Annotated in this window: 18 protein-coding genes; 6 read left to right on the top strand and 12 right to left on the bottom strand. The window is 39.6% G+C overall.

The window, feature by feature from the left end:
- Positions 1-10: 10 nt before the first annotated feature.
- The 3 genes from VF06_RS03900 to VF06_RS03890 form a co-directional block, all read right to left on the bottom strand.
- Complete coding sequence (locus VF06_RS03900; protein ID WP_099071910.1) at positions 11-1,150, bottom strand: hypothetical protein; 1,140 nt, start codon at positions 1,148-1,150, stop codon at positions 11-13.
- A gap of 338 nt (positions 1,151-1,488) precedes the next feature.
- Positions 1,489-3,309, bottom strand: coding sequence for an ABC transporter ATP-binding protein (locus VF06_RS03895; protein ID WP_099071909.1), 1,821 nt, complete (start codon positions 3,307-3,309; stop codon positions 1,489-1,491).
- Positions 3,310-3,397: 88 nt separating this feature from the next.
- Positions 3,398-4,198 carry a DUF6816 family protein gene (locus VF06_RS03890; RefSeq protein ID WP_099071917.1) on the bottom strand — a complete coding sequence of 267 codons (801 nt, stop codon included), beginning with the start codon at positions 4,196-4,198 and terminating at the stop codon, positions 3,398-3,400.
- A gap of 544 nt (positions 4,199-4,742) precedes the next feature.
- Here VF06_RS03890 and VF06_RS03885 point away from each other — a divergent pair.
- Positions 4,743-5,081, top strand: a complete 339-nt coding sequence (locus tag VF06_RS03885) for a carbon dioxide-concentrating mechanism protein CcmK (RefSeq protein ID WP_099071908.1) — start codon at positions 4,743-4,745, stop codon at positions 5,079-5,081.
- Between the two features lie 68 nt (positions 5,082-5,149).
- On the opposite strand, the gene VF06_RS03880 is transcribed toward VF06_RS03885, so the two are convergent.
- From VF06_RS03880 to ffh, 7 genes are all read right to left on the bottom strand, one after another.
- On the bottom strand, positions 5,150-5,554 hold the full coding sequence (locus VF06_RS03880) for a ChuX/HutX family heme-like substrate-binding protein (protein ID WP_099071907.1): 405 nt from the start codon (positions 5,552-5,554) through the stop codon (positions 5,150-5,152).
- A 137-nt stretch (positions 5,555-5,691) separates the two neighbouring features.
- On the bottom strand, positions 5,692-6,645 hold the full coding sequence (locus VF06_RS03875; RefSeq protein ID WP_099071906.1) for a PhoH family protein: 954 nt from the start codon (positions 6,643-6,645) through the stop codon (positions 5,692-5,694).
- A gap of 181 nt (positions 6,646-6,826) precedes the next feature.
- Entirely contained in the window at positions 6,827-7,000 is a 174-nt protein-coding gene (rpsU, locus tag VF06_RS03870; protein WP_099071905.1) for a 30S ribosomal protein S21, read from the bottom strand.
- A 176-nt stretch (positions 7,001-7,176) separates the two neighbouring features.
- A complete protein-coding gene (locus VF06_RS03865) occupies positions 7,177-7,611 on the bottom strand; it encodes a KH domain-containing protein (RefSeq protein WP_099071904.1) in 435 nt (144 codons plus the stop codon).
- Positions 7,574-7,834 (bottom strand): 30S ribosomal protein S16, encoded by a 261-nt coding sequence (rpsP, locus tag VF06_RS03860; protein WP_073644048.1) that lies wholly within the window; start codon positions 7,832-7,834, stop codon positions 7,574-7,576. Before rpsP ends, VF06_RS03865 begins: the two co-directional genes overlap by 38 nt.
- A 58-nt stretch (positions 7,835-7,892) precedes the next feature.
- A complete protein-coding gene (locus VF06_RS38905) occupies positions 7,893-8,075 on the bottom strand; it encodes a hypothetical protein (RefSeq protein WP_143861621.1) in 183 nt (60 codons plus the stop codon).
- Between the two features lie 24 nt (positions 8,076-8,099).
- A complete protein-coding gene (gene ffh, locus VF06_RS03850) occupies positions 8,100-9,563 on the bottom strand; it encodes a signal recognition particle protein (protein ID WP_099071902.1) in 1,464 nt (487 codons plus the stop codon).
- A 176-nt stretch (positions 9,564-9,739) separates the two neighbouring features.
- Between ffh and VF06_RS03845 the strand changes: the two genes are divergently transcribed.
- A complete protein-coding gene (locus tag VF06_RS03845) occupies positions 9,740-10,417 on the top strand; it encodes a Uma2 family endonuclease (RefSeq protein ID WP_244917923.1) in 678 nt (225 codons plus the stop codon).
- Between the two features lie 231 nt (positions 10,418-10,648).
- Positions 10,649-11,293, top strand: coding sequence for a 2-hydroxychromene-2-carboxylate isomerase (locus VF06_RS03835; protein WP_099071901.1), 645 nt, complete (start codon positions 10,649-10,651; stop codon positions 11,291-11,293).
- A gap of 53 nt (positions 11,294-11,346) precedes the next feature.
- Here the strand turns inward: VF06_RS03835 and VF06_RS03830 are convergent, their stop codons facing one another.
- Both VF06_RS03830 and VF06_RS43660 read right to left on the bottom strand, forming a co-directional pair.
- Positions 11,347-11,841 (bottom strand): hypothetical protein, encoded by a 495-nt coding sequence (locus tag VF06_RS03830; RefSeq protein ID WP_180267573.1) that lies wholly within the window; start codon positions 11,839-11,841, stop codon positions 11,347-11,349.
- A 74-nt stretch (positions 11,842-11,915) separates the two neighbouring features.
- A complete protein-coding gene (locus VF06_RS43660) occupies positions 11,916-12,281 on the bottom strand; it encodes a hypothetical protein (RefSeq protein WP_503423043.1) in 366 nt (121 codons plus the stop codon).
- A gap of 614 nt (positions 12,282-12,895) precedes the next feature.
- On the opposite strand from VF06_RS43660, the gene VF06_RS03820 reads away from it, so the two are divergent.
- From VF06_RS03820 to VF06_RS03810, 3 genes are all read left to right on the top strand, one after another.
- A complete protein-coding gene (locus tag VF06_RS03820; RefSeq protein WP_099071899.1) occupies positions 12,896-13,630 on the top strand; it encodes a response regulator transcription factor in 735 nt (244 codons plus the stop codon).
- Positions 13,631-13,678: 48 nt separating this feature from the next.
- Positions 13,679-15,571 (top strand): sensor histidine kinase, encoded by a 1,893-nt coding sequence (locus VF06_RS03815; RefSeq protein ID WP_099071898.1) that lies wholly within the window; start codon positions 13,679-13,681, stop codon positions 15,569-15,571.
- A 75-nt stretch (positions 15,572-15,646) separates the two neighbouring features.
- Entirely contained in the window at positions 15,647-16,384 is a 738-nt protein-coding gene (locus VF06_RS03810; protein WP_099071897.1) for a DUF928 domain-containing protein, read from the top strand.
- The last annotated feature ends 68 nt before the right edge of the window (positions 16,385-16,452 follow it).

Below are 16,452 nucleotides of genomic sequence, written 5' to 3'. Positions count from 1 at the left end.
CTAATAAGAATTATTTTTTAAGTTTAATAATGATTTCGTAGTCGCGGTTGCGATATGGACAATTAATGCGAAATTTAGATTTATTTATCAGAGTACGCGAGGTAATTTCGCGCTCGTCGTAATAAATTGCTGCCAAATTAGTTGGCACTAAATAAAGTTTTTCACCTTTGCGCTCTAAATATGCTCTAACTTCTTCTCCTGGACAATCAATAGAATCTACACAAGTGGAATCATATTCACCAATTGCAATTCTTTTATTATTTGGCAAAGTACATTTTTGGTCTTCTGGCTTGGCTGTGACTTCAAAATCGACTATTAATTCCCATTTTTTTCGCAATCGATATACTTTTAATCCAGCTAAAATAAGTGCAATAAATATTAATATTGAGAATAATCCAGGCAACCATAATTTTTTCACTAAATAAGGCGTAACTAAACAGGTTTCTTGATTACCTGGTGCTGGCGTGCAAAATTCCTGGACTGTAGGAGCAATGTCTACTACTGTGAGTTTATATTCTTGATTATTCTGTGTTTTAATTGATAGCGATCGCCTATTAATCGGTAAACTATTAATCCATGCTTGTCGTTGTTGGCTTTCTGGAGAATCTGCTAGGCGAAAGGGACTACCAGCAGGTGTTTCTATCCAAGTATCTGAGGTAATTCCTGGTTTTGTAAATAAAGGTGCATCACTAATCCAAACCACTGATTGCGGCTTGATGTTTTGATTTGCTTGTAGGCGATTTTGATTAATCTGAGCTAGACCTTGATAAATAGTCAACTCAGCTTGCTGAATATCTGTACCGTAATATCTCAGGTCTGGGGAAGGAATTTTTCCTAAAATTTTGTCAATATTTTCTTGATTTTGACTACTAAAATGTATCGGTGTGCCCAACGGATTTGCATCCGATTTCACCTCATTTAAAACTATATCTTGAGCAAAAGGAATAACGTATACAGTATCTCCGGGTTTGAGGCTATCGGTAATAATTTGACGTAAGCGAATACGACCTTCATCATTCAATCCCACGCTTTCTGTCAAATCAATGGCTAAGACAACATCTCGTCCACCACCCAAAATGGCAACTAAATCTAAGCCAACTTTTTGTGTAGAAGTAAGTGTTTGCCCCGGAGTAATTTTGTTTGTATCCACAAATAATACAAATTATTAAATAATGTATCAAACTTTTTATATAAATATTTAGTAAATGTAATTTGTGCTTTCATCTTCACATAAAAATGGTCATAATAAAAACTCCAACCATATTATTTACGCACTCGCGAATAGTTAAGCTTTGCTTTTTGCGTTACTCAGACAAAGAAAGTTCAGTATGCGATAACTTTTGCTTGAAGTCTATTATCACATACTGTATACATTATGACTGGTGACTGAAAATTTATAGTATTGTTGGGAAAAGGGTTTTTATTTGCCCTTTCCCCTTTACCCCTTAGCCTTTTCCCCACTTCTCTTAGAACGCCAGATAATTTGGCCTAATTTAAAAGTTCTCCAGTTTCTTGGAGGGAGTGCAAGCGGCGATAAATACCCTCGTGACGTAAAAGTTCGTCGTGGCTACCCACTTCTACAATCTTTCCTTGGTCTAGCACTACAATCTTATCTGCTTCCCGTACTGTACTCAGACGGTGGGCGATGACAATGGTGGTACAAGTACCTTGGATCGATCGCATTGCTAGCTGAATTGAACGTTCTGACTCATAATCTAAGCTGGAGGTGGCTTCGTCAAAAACCAGCACGTCTGGTTTTACTAACAACGCCCTGGCAATTCCCAAACGTTGTCTTTGTCCTCCAGATAAGCGAACGCCTCGTTCTCCAACAACGGTGTAATAACCTTGGGGTAAGTGCTGCACCACTTCATCGACTCTCGCAATTTGACAAGCTTCTCGAACCTCCTCTAAACTGGCATCCCGCTTACCATAGGTGAGATTTTCCAATAGCGTACCGTTAAAAACGTCTACTTCTTGATGAACGATCGCTAATCTTCGTCTATATTTACCCACATCTAAAGTGCGAATATCTTGACCATCAATGAAAATTTCACCCGATTGAGGTTCAAAATATCGCAACAGCAATTTCACTAAAGTAGACTTTCCAGAACCAGAACGCCCCACTAATGCCACTGTTTGATATGGCTCAATCAACAAGTTAATGTCTTGCAAAACTTGAAGATTGGGATTATATCCAAAATTGACATGGAAAAATTCAATTTTTCCAGTGAATTTATAAGCTGATTCTGTCTGATTATTCTCTTCTACAAGACCAACAGAATCTTCTCCAGTTGGTTCTTGAAGAAATTCGTGAAACCGCAACATGGAAGAATAACGACGGGCAAAGCTTTCTGCCAAAGTACTAATAGGTTCTAGTTCGGCATAAGCCATGCTAGAAAGAGTTAGAACCATGATAAAATGACCGAGAGAAATTCTCCCGTCCACCGTTGCTGCTAAAGTTAATCCCAAAATTGCAAACACACAAAACTGAATTACGCTTCTTTGCCAAATAGACAGTTTCACATAACCTACGTGGACGCGATCGATAACTAGTCTTAGTTCCCGATCTAATCTCTGGTTTTGTCGCTTCAATTCCTTAGCTTCTGTAGCAAAGGCTTTCACAGTTTTGATATTCGTAATCAATTCGGAAGTGCGGCTTTCGGTATCTTCCATATATTTATCTAGAAGAGTTTCGTGCCAAATTAGCCGCTGTAAGTGCTTCAATGTGAAGCCAAGAATAAACACAAAAGAAATTAAATACAAAACCGCAATTCGCCATTCGATGACTAAAATAAACACAAAAATTGCCAGTACACGAATCAATTTAGGAATCAACTGTCCGGCAATTTCGGGATATGAAAAAGTATGGTTCCCAATACCTCTAGCTACGCGCCCAGCAATGCGTCCCGGATTATTTTCATCATAAAATTCTAGTGGCAGGGTGAGAATTTTTTCGATGGCTGTTTGGCTTTGATAGCGACGCCGCCTTAAAGCAATAGCCCAATGAAACCAAATTGTTAACCAAGGTTGTGTAGGCGCTCTCACTACAGTGACAACAAAAATTAAACCTAGTAATACTCCCAAAGATAGAGATTTATTCACTGGGTAATTTATGATGTCAGAAAAAGTTGCAATGGCACTTGCAAGGGGTTTATCCAAGGGTTCATTGGACAAAACATTTAAAATCTGCCCAATCACATAAGGTACAACTAAATCAATAATTTCGTAAATGCTAGATGCTGTGATACTGAAAACACTCTGCTTCCAGTCAGCACGAAAGTAACTGACAATATCTCGAAATGTCGCCATGATGCACACCTTCCAAGAGCGCGATCGTGAGCTTGGAACTTACAAGTTACAAGTATACTACAAAATAGTCAAGGGCTAAAAGTTGAAATCATTCCTTTGAATTAGTAAGCATTTGTGCGGGGACAAATTGCAAATGATAGCGATAAAGAGCTACTGGGCGAGAAGCTGCGTTAAAATAATTCGGATCTTGGGGTGAAAGATAAACAGCAGTGACTTGATCCGCTTCAATTGCTGGATTATCCGCTATCACTTTGTGGTAAGCCGTGGTAGATTCTACAGAATTTAAATAAGGACGAGAACTGCCTTTAAATAGTTGTTGAAATACTTCTGTTGTCACAAACTTACCATCAGCAGTAGTTTCTGTAGCCCGTGCAGTAACAGTGGAAACTAGCTGGCGACTGCTACGCAAAAATGTAATTTGACGATTAGGTGAATCTGGATCTACTTTAACTGCTAACACCGCTTCATTTCCTAAAGAAGCCCGTGCCAAATTCAAACTATTAAATGCTCTATCTGCTACTAAAATTGGTGATTTGCTATCTACCCAAGGAAGTATTTTAAATCCAGTATTACGTGGTTGTTCTTTGATAAATCTTACTAGAAAACTTACAGGTTGATTCAATTGTCGGCGATTACCTTCAAACCCCGGCGTCACAATATCTGGAGCTAAAGGCGCAACCAAATCTATTAACGTACTTGTTACCTCCCAAGTGCCAGCCATCCACTCAGGGTAAACTAAATCACCTGATGCTGGTTGTACGGAAGTTAATTTTTCCCACTGAGGAAAGTTAGCTAAGCGTTGAGACAACTCCCCTGCAACGGCTTCACCACTTCCTAAGAAGAATAAAATCAGCAAACAAAAACTCCAAATACTCCTAATTATAAACATGAGTAGTTTTGTATTAAACATTGATTATTTATTGATTAAAAATGAATATAGCAGTCTGATTTGATTAATGAACTGATCTATATAGGTAGGTAAGAGGCAAGAGGCAATAGGCAACAAAGTTATAAAAGAATAAAGTGTACGGAATTTTGTTCAAAAATCAAATAGGATTCCTATATATAGAACTCATATTTGATTTGGTGAAAAAACGATTTACTCCTGCAACAGCTTGATTCCCTATTCCCTGCCCATACTGTAGGATTTCATAACTCAAATCAGATTCCTATATGAGATAATAAAACACTTAGAGATATTGCCTATTTTTGAAATAGAGAATATACCTTAATAACTAACTTTATACCCGTTCCAAAAATCTTTGCAACAAAATGAATTAGCCGTAGTGGTGTACAATTTTACAGCCCTACCAACATACAATCCTCAATTCTGTTACAAGTATGACCGAAAGCCCAAAGGATACAAACCCCTGAATTTATTGATGGGGATGATTAATTTTGAATTTTGAATTTTGAATTCGGAGCAAAGCGACGTGACATTGGCACTAGGTATGATTGAAGTTTACGGCGTTCCCACAGCAGTTGAAGTGGGAGATGCCATGTGTAAAGCTGCCCGTGTGACGCTTGTGGGGTATGAAAATACTGATTTGGGACGAATTACTGTGTTAATTCGTGGAGTTGTGGGCGAGGTGGATGTGGCAATAACCGCAGGACTAAAGGCAGCCTTGCGTGTAAACGGTGGTGAGGTGCTTTCTCAGCATATTATTCCCCGCCCCCACGAAAATTTAGAATATGTTTTACCCATTTATCGCAGTGCCAATGTGGAACAATTTAGCGCAGATATTCGATTTCCTCCACCCCTGTCTGTGTAGATACGTAGCATTGCTACGTCTCTACAAAGGTTTCGGATAAGGCAGAATTAATTTCATCAAATGTCTAATTAAATTTCAGCTGGTAAAGGTTGCCAAATTTCACCGTACTTTTCTTTTAAAGCTTGCCAATTTTCCACTTGTCCTGGTTCATATTCTCCTGGCTTACCCCATTGCAAAAATAAGCTTAAAGCTGGCTCTTGTTTATCATCTAAAAAACGAATAGCATAAGTTGTAAAATTACCTCTTTTTGCTTCCCCTGTTTCAAATTTTACTTGAATAATTCTGTCCATATTCAAGTGAAATTCAAAACCTTCGGTGTGCATATTTGCATATTTACCCTTGGGTAATTCTGCATAAAATAGTTTTTCTAACTTACCCCTTGCTTCCAAAACAGCAGCACTGCTAGTAACAATTAGACGCAAAGTTCCTAGATTTTCACAAGCTGCTAAAAATTCTTTTAATGTTGTGGTCATTAGTCATTAGTCCTTAGTCATTAGTTATTGGGCATTGGGCATGGGGCATGGGGCATTGGGCATGAAAAAAGGCAGAAGGACAGAAGAGAAATCTAAAGCTCCTCTGCTCCCTCATCTCCATGCCCCATGCCCCATATCTATTTTTCATGTTGTTCATAAGCAGCGACAATTCGCTGAACTAATGGATGGCGAACAACATCTTTTTGGGAAAATTCACAAAAGGCGATGCCTTCTACATGTTTTAAAATTTGCAATGCTATTGTTAGGCCTGATGGTTGGTTGAGTGGCAAATCTGTTTGGGTAATATCGCCTGTAATTACCATTTTGGAACGAAAGCCCAAACGAGTTAAAACCATTTTCATCTGACCTGGTGTAGTATTTTGGGCTTCATCTACAATTACAAAGGCATTATTCAGAGTACGTCCCCGCATATAAGCCAGTGGTGCAACTTCAATGACACCGCGTTCCATTAAATTGGGTACTTTTTCGGGGTCGATGAATTCGTAAATAGCGTCGTAAAGTGGGCGGAGGTAGGGATTGACTTTCTGTTGCAAGTCTCCAGGTAAAAAGCCGAGTCGTTCGCCTGCTTCTACGGCAGGACGAGTTAAAATGAGTTTTTCAAATTGATTGGCTAGGAGTGCTTGGACGGCCACAACCACAGCCAGATAAGTCTTACCAGTACCGGCAGGCCCAATACCAAAGGTGAGGTCTCGCTTGCGTATTGCCTCGATGTATTGACGTTGACGAAAGGTTTTGGCGCGAATTTCTTCGCCTCGGCGGCTTCTGGCGAGGACATCTCGTTGTAAATCTTGCAGTTCGCCTTGCCGATCGCCATCTATGGCTTGACGAGCTGTTAAAATATCGGCACTGGATATTGTATTGCCTTTAGTCCACAGTTCTTCAAGCGATCGCACTAATTTCGTCGCCAGTTCAATTTGCTTATCTGTACCAGAAATCAGTAATTCTTGTCCGCGCAACACTAAATTAGCTCCTGTTTGCCGAGATAGAAATTTGAGATTTTCTTCTCCATCTCCTGCAAGAGCGATGGCACTGGAAATATTCGGCAACTGAATTGTTGAAGCACCTACCATAAGTAATTTTAGATTTGAGTCGCACCCTTGGTGCGCTTTGAGCACAACTTAAATTTGGGATTTGGAAATTATTTTTTTGGTATTGCTAATTTCATGCATGAAAACGTGGGTGCGCGATTTCAAAATCTTTTTAGAGACGTTGCAATTGCAACGTCTCTAAAACTAAGGTTTCTTTGATTTATTAACGAACAACTTTACGTGCGAGTTCCGCTTTACGCTTCCGCCGCAAACTGGGTTTTTCGTATCTTTCACGACGTTTGATTTCGGATAAAATTCCGGCTTTTTGAATTTTCTTTTTAAAGCGTCTTAGTGCCGAGTCAATTGACTCATTTTCACCCAAACGAATTTCAGCCACTCCCTGGTTCACCTCCTTACAGGGATTATCACAGTTGTATATGACTATCAGCTAGTTTCATCAGTATGTAATTGATGGCAAGAGTCAAAAAAATAGATCTTTGCTACTTTCCATCTCCACAAAAATTCTGAGCGGAGGTAACCACAACCGCTCAGACTTGTTTTTCTAGTTTTAATCTAGCGGATGCGGGGTTTAACAATGGGTTTGGGCCCATTTGTTCGCGGTTCTCTTGTTTTTGGTGGTGGCGGCGATCGATCCTCTGTGTCTTCATCAAAAGACATACCCTCCCGACCTGGAGTAGTGCTGCCGTAGATATCCAGATATACTGATTGCCCAGCTGCGGCTGCGGCTGCGGCAATTACTGTACGAATTGCCTGAATATTACGTCCTCCTCGACCAAACACTTTTCCTTTATCTGTGCTGTCAAAGGCGATGCGAATCCAAACCCGATTTAGGGTTTGGGAAATTTCACTATCGACGCTTAAAGTCTCTGGAGATTCTAAAAACGGCTGTACCAAAAACTTAACAAGCCCAACATAATTGGGACTAGCTTTTGGGGAGTTTGTTCCGAAATTATGATGCGGCTGTGGCACTGACCTGTTCAAAAACATTGGCTTTTACTAAGATGCGACGTACCGTGTCAGTAGGTTGAGCGCCTTGTTGTAGTCGCTTGACGATGCCGGGAACATCTAGTCGCACTTCATCAGTTCTGGGGTTGTAGAATCCCAACTCTTCTAGGGGACGACCATCGCGACGAGCGAGGCTATTAATGGCGACAATGCGGTAACTTGCTTCCCGCTTTTTACCGTATCGCTTCAAGCGCAGTTTGATCATGGTTGAAGAATCATTCTCCTGTTATTAGGTATGCCGAAATGCTAATTTTAGCACTGGTCTAGTGTTTGATGCTATTTTCTGGGCATTGGGCATTGGGCATTGGGCATTGGGCATTGGGCATTGGGCAAGCAGGAGGTGTGGGAGGTGTGGGAGGATGGGGAAGAAATCTTTCCCCCCACACTCCCCACACTTCCTTGTCTCCCCATCTCCCCATCTCCCCATCTCCCCATCTCTCCCCCATGCCCCATGCCCCCTGTCCAACAACTTAAAGATTACCGAACCCTTTTTTCTTTTTATCTTTCTTTTTCTTTTTCGCGGCTGGGGCACCAGCGTTGTAACCACGCCATCCGGGGGCTGCGGCACGATTGCCTCCTCCTCCAAAGGGGCTGCCCATACCGCCACCAAACATTCCTGGCATTCCGGGTAAGCCGCCACCTTGACCCATTTGTTGCATGAGCGATCGCATTTTTTGAAAGTCAGCTACTAGTTTGCTCACGTCGGGTTCTTTGTAGCCTGAACCAGCAGCAATCCGTCGTCGCCTACTGGGAGAACTGGCTAATAAATCGGGGTCTTGGCGTTCTTGGCGGGTCATGGAGTTAATCATGGCTTCACAGCGCTTGAGTTGGGTTTCTCCATGTTTTAGCTGGTCGTCTGATAGCTTGTTCATCCCTGGAATCAGCTTCATGATTCCTCCCAGGGAACCCATGTTTTTCAACAAACGCAGCTGTTTGAGAAAGTCGGTAAAGTCAAACTTCGCCGTCAGGATTTTCTCCTGCATTTTCTCGGCATCTGCTAAATCAATTTCTTCCTGGGCTTTTTCTACTAAGGTGAGAACATCACCCATTCCCAGAATCCGGGATGCCATGCGATCTGGATAAAAGGGTTGCAGTGCCTCGACTTTTTCACCCACCCCTACAAATTTAATTGGCGCTCCCGAAATCCGTCGCACTGACAGCGCCGCACCACCACGGCTATCGCCATCAAGTTTGGTGAGAATCGCCCCAGTAATTCCGATTTCGTCATGGAAAGTGCGGGTCAAATTGGCTGCTTCTTGCCCGGTCATGGCGTCAACCACCAACAAAGTTTCGTGGGGTTGGACTATTTGTTTGATGCGGGCTAATTCCGCCATCATGTCTTCATCAATTTGCAGCCGCCCAGCAGTATCGATAATTACTGTATTTACACCTTCTGCTTTGGCGCGTTCTACACCTTGCCGTGCGATTTCTACAGGGTCGGCATCGCTTCCGAGTTCAAAAACTGGTACGTCAATTTGCTTACCCAGTGTTATCAACTGGTCGATCGCTGCTGGGCGATATACGTCTGTGGCCACCAACAAGCAACTACGGTCTAATTTCCTCAGATGTAAAGCTAACTTCGCAGTTGCTGTGGTTTTACCAGTACCTTGCAGCCCTGCCATTAGCACAATAGTAGGTTGTTCTTGGGCTTCTACTAAAGGAACATTCTCATCCCCCATCACCTGCACTAGCTCATCGTGAACAATTTTGATGAACTGTTGGTCAGGTCGCACGCCGGAGATTACCTCGGCTCCCTGTGCCTTGGTTTCGACTTCGGTAATAAAATCTTTGACTACCTGGAGATTGACATCTGCTTCCAACAAAGCGCGGCGTACTTCCCGCAAAGCGTCTTGAATGTTGGATTGAGAAATTTTGTCTTGTCCCCGCAGTTTTTTCCAGGCGGCTTCTAAACGGTCAGATAAAGCATCAAACATAATGTAATTACAGGTAGTTCGCCAGTGAGGAATTCTAAAGCGCCGATGAATGCGATTCAGATTTTCCGGTAAAGTTTCAACGTGCTATCTACCAGCTTAGTAGTTTTCACCCCGACTGTAGCAACTAGATACCTACATTTATAGAAGATTGAGTTTAAAGTACAGTAAGAGTAAGAATGGTTATTGTACAGCGAGAATCTACATCGCATACCGCTATGGTTAGCAACACACTGCTTGAACCTACAGAAATCATCCATTTATCAGGTATCAGTTGGCAAACTTATGAGAACTTGCTAGCTGAACTTAGTGTTAATCGCCGCCTTAGGCTTACTTACAATCGAGGTAGTCTAGAAATCATGGCTCCTTCACCTGAACATGAACGATACAAAAGAATTGCGGGTCGATTTGTCGAAACTCTCGCGGAAGAACTAAAAGTTAGAATTGAGTGCCTTGGTTCTACTACTTTCAAGCGCCCAGAACTGAGTGGCGCAGAACCAGATGAATGTTTTTACATTGAAAATATTAATGCTATAAAAGGCAAAAAAAGAATAGATTTAGCGCAAGACCCGCCGCCAGATTTGGTAGTGGAAATTGATATTACTAGCAGTTCTATAAATCGCTTTCAAGTCTATGCTGATATGGGTGTGCCTGAAATCTGGCGATATGATGGTAAAGATTTTAGTATTAACGTTTTACAAAATCAAAAATATATATCTGTTGAACAAAGTTTAGCATTTCCTAATCTGCCACTAACAGAGATTTCTAATTTTTTAGAGAAGGTGGAAGAAAAAGATTATTTAGAATTAGTTCAAGAATTTCGTCAATGGGTTAAAAGCAAAATTGTCAGAATTTAGAATTCAGAATTCAGAACTCAGAAGTCAGAAGTCAGAATTCAGAAGTCAGAATTCAGAATTCAGAAGTCAGAAGTCAGAAGTCAGAAGTCAGAAGTCAGAAGTCAGAATTCAGAACTCAGAAGTCAGAAGTCAAAAGTCAGAAGTCAGAATTAAGAAGTCAGAATTAAGAAGTCAGAATTAAGAATACTTTGATACCGGAATTAAATTTTTAATACGATTATAAAAGAATTTATGTCGCAGCGAATCAAAGTTTACTCTTACTCGATATATCACTCAGCAAATTCATACATTGGCATCATTCTTGCCCAAAGAGCATTACAGGGATTATCTGTTGATATTGAACGACGACCAATTTACATTCCTAAGGAGCGGGGTATTAAGGTAGCCGATTTGCAAGGAGGAAGTGAAAGCGCCGCCGTGTCGTTGTATCACAAAGAAGATTGTCTGCGGTGGGCAAAAAAGTACGGTATTGAAATTCGACTCAAGGAACTTGATGAATTCCGCAGGTGGGTAAAGCGCTGGCAAGAAATGGAATTTAGTCGGGAAGAACTTCCCGCTAGAGCATACTACGCTGCTCGTGGAAGCGGGAAGGAGCATCTTTTGGATGCTGCTTTTTATCGAGCCAGCTATGTTGACTTACTTGATGTCAACGATGAATCTGTAATTAAAAAAGTTGCTGATGATGTGGGATTGAATGGCGATCGCATTTTAGAATTAGCTTACGGCGAAGCAGCTAAACAAGCCGTAATTGAAGCTTTAGCGGAATACGAACAATTTGGCTGCCCTGGTGTACCAACTTGGGTGGTGGAAGGCGAAAAATTTTGGGGCAAGGATCGTGTTGACTGGCTTGCTGAAAAAGTCAGACAACTATCCTAAATATGCCCCTAACACACCTACAAGAATTTTATTTTTAGTATTCTCTGTCTTTGTTAAGAGCCAGTCTTTGAGGATTGAGTTGCTGGTTTTGAGCGCTGCTGTTGATAAAAGCGGACAACTTTTTGCACATAATCACCAGTGAAGCCTTTGTTGCAGCCTGTATAGTTGCCAGTCATCCACCAACAAGCAGCACCACGCACAGATGCAATTTCATTTTTGGTGACGGCGAACTGATTGGTTAATTCACGGCGGGTGATACATGATACAACGGAGCGGGCGATCGCAGGGCTGTTTTCAAATTGTGTCGGTGTTAGTTCTCGTTTGAGACAAGTCCTTGACCAGCCTTTGAGGGTTTCTGGTTTGACTTGCCATTCACTATAAAGCCCATCGTTGGGATTTTTTGTTTGGGGTGCGGCTTGTCGCAATGCTTCTACCATCGCTGCTACTTGGGCATCAGAAACCGGCTGTTGTGCTTGAGCTAATGATGGTAATAGTCCTAAGCTGACAATAACTCCACTCAGGAGTACTGGGATATTTTTTTTGCTCATGAATTTGGAATTATTTTGAGATATCGCCAGGTATCATATTATATGATTTTTAACTTTCTATCTGGTTAGGCGAGCTAAGAAAAAACGTAAATATTGGTATTGCTCAGAGAAACTCCGGTGTTGAGAGTTGCAATTTGGGTTTGGGCTATTGCTCCTGTGCCATCAGAATCGAAGAATAAATAACCGTTATTTTGATTGAAGATAAATCTGGTATCAGTTGTTGTTGCTGCTGTACCTAAAGCGAATTGATTAACAGCGATCGCACCACCAATTAGTCCACCGCCAAAACCAGGGCTGTAGATCAAAATTGTATCATCAAGGGCGTTAAAATCAGTAATTGTGTCACTTGCTTCAGTGGGAGAGTAGAAAGTAAAGAAATCATATCCCGCTCCACCAACTAGAATATCGTTGCCAGTTCCGCCAACTAGGATGTCATTGATAAGGGAATAAATAATCAGCAGGAAAAGTAACCATATATAGTATTCCTATTTTATTTTTCAACAAAATTCAGTACATTTAATCTTTTATAATTCTTTTGCCTTTTGCCTACTACACAAATAATTTCAGGAATCAAACTGGATTGCTATATTTATCTCCTTAATTGTGGAAGTCTCCAAAAGAATGTAGAGGCGTAAAGCTATACGCCCCTACAGTTGAGTCATTTGTTAGGAACAATTCTGTCGATTTACTGAATGTACTTACCTACACAAAATAGAATAGAGAAAGTATTAATATAATTCACGTACCTTTGCTGCTGGCTGAGATACAGCATGGTGTATCCGAGATTGCAGAAAACTGTATTGCAATTTCAAAAATGTGTTGCAAAAATTACAATACTCCATTAGGGACTTCCAAGAAGACTGTTGACCGTTGACGGTTGACAGTCAACAGTATCCAGGGCGTTGGACGGGTTCGTCTGCTTGAATCAACTGGCGTTCAACAACCTGAACCGGAATCATTTATTTTTTGGAGTTACCTTACTTATAAAGTAAATATAAAAACAATGAGTAAACAAAGTGCCATCCTATAGGATGCACTATATGAAGGTATAAAAATGATTAAAGCCTATGCTAATACATTAATGAAAAGTCAAGATTTACCTGAATCACCAGCAATGAAAATTTTACTTATTGATGACCACCAATTAATCTTGACTGCAACCTTTAATTTACTGCAACAAGAATATCCGAATGCAGATATTATCAAAGTTAGAAGTGTATTTGAGGCTCTCAGTAAAATTGGGACTGGGGTTATCAATAAAAGTGGGACTTGTGGCTTTGACTTGATTGTTATGGATTTATCTATACCAGAAGCAACGGGAATGACAGCCCAAATTGATACAGGTATTAACTTAATTCAACAGTTACTCAAGCAATATCCCCAACAAAATTTGATGGTGCAAAGCAGTTATGTCAAGGCTTTGGTGAGGATAAAACATGAGATTGACGAGCATCAAGGTGGATTTGCGATCGCAGATAAAGGATTATCAGAACAGGAAATGTTATCTCGCGTTTACATAGCACTCCAAGGTGCAACTCATACACAGGATATCAAAAATGGTTTGGAACTCAAACCAGAGTGGTTAGAAGTTTTAAGATTAGCCTTTGAAGAAGGATTAACAGATAAGTTAATCTCGGAACGAATGTATAGATCTGAACGTGCAATCAGGGCATATTGGACAAAAATTCAAGATGTTCTCGGACTTTATCCAGAAGACTGTAAAAGAGAAGGTAAAAATATCCGCATTCAAACAGAAATCCGCGCTCGCCAAGAGGGACTAATTGATTAGTTATCGTCAAAATTCAGAATTGAAACATAAATTCAACTCAAAATTTTTATGGTGTGGGTTAATTGGAGAAGGATTCAAAATGAAATCAAAATTTTGTTACTGGCGTCACTTCCAGGAACTACATTTTTAATTGTGATTGTAATTGCACGTTTATATGGATTTTTACAAGATTTTGAATTGACGGCATTAGACACATTCTTACGTTGGCGTCCTGGGGAAGTAACTGATGACAAAGTTGTGATTGTGGGTATTAATGAAGAAGATATTCGTAGTGTTGGTAAATATCCCATTCCTGATAGAGAAATTGCAGCAGTAATAGAAAAAATACAAAAATATAAACCCGTCGCCATTGGTTTGGATATATTTAGAAATTTCCCTGTTGAACCAGGTCATCAAGAATTAATAAAAGTATTTCAAAAGTATCCAAATATCATTGGGATTGAAAAAATACTACCTCCAGATTTAATTTCACCACCACCACAATTACCGCCAAAGCAAATAGGTTTTTCTGATATCATCGCAGATAAGGATAATAAATACCGCCGCTACCTCCTTTGGACACCATCACCTAAAAATCCTCAAAATCCTGAAGAAGATAAATTCTCCTTGGGACTACAGTTAGCACAAGCTTATTTATCTCATGAAAATATTAATATGCAAACGGGGATAGTTGATAAAAATACAATTAGATTTAAAACTACAGAACTACCGCGTTTTTTATCTAACACTGGAGGATATATAAATGAAAATGACAGTGGTTTAAAAATATTAATTAATTTCCGCTCTGGTAAGAAGCCATTTCATATTTTATCGTTAAATGATATCAAAGCTGAAAACATTAATCCTAATTTACTACAAAATAAAGTAGTAATAATTGGAATTACTGCTATTAGTAGCACTGATTTTGTCAATACTTCTGCAACCATCGAGCAAAAAATACGCGGACAAATATCTGGAGTAGAATTTCACGCTCATGCTTGTTCTCAAATAATTAATGCAGTGATTAACGGACGACCATTGTTAAAAGTTTGGTCGGAGGAATGGGAATATATATGGATAATAGCTTGTGGCTTTTATCCGATAATTATTTTTTCACTAACACAATCTTTATGGAAGAACTTGTTAGCTGTTGTAGTTGTAGCTTTCGCCTTATTTGGTTTAGCTTTAGTACTTATAGAATATGGTTGGTGGATTCCCATTGCACCAGGGTTATTAACTTTGATAATTAATGGTTTAGGTTTGAGTGGTTTTGCATTTGCCTTATATCAACACAATCAATTATTTAATATTAAAATGAACGAACGCCAACATACAATTGAACATGCATTTACTGTAATTCATAATGGCCCTCTACAAACTTTAGCCAATGTCTTAAGACAGATGCAAGCTCAAGATTGGCCTTATCAAGAATTAAAATTACAGTTAGAAAAACTCAATTATGAAATTCGCGAAATTGGTGAATATCTAAAGCTTGAGGCTTTATCTGAAGAAGAAAGTCTCCGTTTAGGTAGTGGCTTAAAACTTGATTTAAAATGTCCAATCCATGAGCTTTTTTATGCAGTGTATACTAGCACCCTGGAACGCCAAGATTTAGAATACTTGAAAAATATTAAAGTTAAAATTCGTACTTTTGAACCAGTAGATGATAAATGTTTGAGCGTAAATATTAAACAGGAACTTTGTTTATTCTTAGAAGAAGCTTTATGCAACGTAGGTAAACATGCTAAAGGTGTCAAACGCATCGAAGCTATTGGTAAAAAATATGAAGATTTTTATATCCTGAAAATTCAGGATAACGGGCCGGGACTGATTTCATCCTTTGAAAATAAAGGAACAAAACAACTGAAAAACATTGCTAAAAACTTGGGAGGTGATTTTCGGCGTGAAAGTATTGCTCCCAAAGGAACGGTGTGCGAAATAAGCTGGAGATTAAGAAAATAGTAATACTTGTACTACGTAGTAACCGGAGGGTGATAAATTTATTGCAATATTCCTTTGTTCAAATATGAGGCTTAAATGTCACGATTATTTAACAAAACTCTTACTATCAATTTAGTAACTGGTTCTTTTGTGGGTTTGTTATTGTTTTTACCAGCAATAGCAGCTGCTAATTTTAGACCAAGCGATCGCCAACCTGCAAGCGACTACACCAGAAGCGGCGGTGGTAGAGGTTGTCCGAATTCAAAGAATCAAATTCCTTTAACATTACTTGCGCCTAAAACATATATTGGCTATACAGCTTCCACGCGTCCCACTTTTGTGGGTTATGTATCTAGTTCTCATGAAATCGAATTTCAAATTTTTGAGTTTGTTTCCAACAAAACAGTCACTCCATTAAGCAATCCTATTAAACAAAAAACATCACCAGGTATTTTCCAAGTATATCTTCCAGAAAATTATCCCCAATTAACTGTAGGCAAAAAATACTTTTGGCAAGTAGCAATTAGTTGTCCGGGAGACGATTTAGTAGAAAGATCTGAATTTATGGTTGTAGAAATTCCATCTACAATCGAAAACAAATTGTTAACTACAATCAATGGGTTGCAAAAATCAAATACCTACGCCGCCGCAAATTTGTGGTATGAAGCCTTAGCAGAAGCACTCAAATCAAGCAATTCTCAAAAATTGGGACAAGTAGGCTCAAATCTTATTCAAGAATTTGCTAAGTATGAGTTAGTTAGAGATAAAGACAATGAAGAATTAGTTAAAAAGCGAATAGTAAATTTGCAAAGAATTGCCAATCAAGAAAAGTGATGTTTTGGGTTGATTGTTGACAGTTGACAGTTGATAGACAACATCAATGATGATGCAATTTAAATAAA

Source organism: Nostoc linckia z4 (assembly GCF_002608075.1).
In the GTDB taxonomy this organism is placed as follows: Bacteria; Cyanobacteriota; Cyanobacteriia; order Cyanobacteriales; family Nostocaceae; genus Nostoc; species Nostoc linckia.
This window is presented reverse-complemented; position numbering and strand designations above follow the sequence as displayed.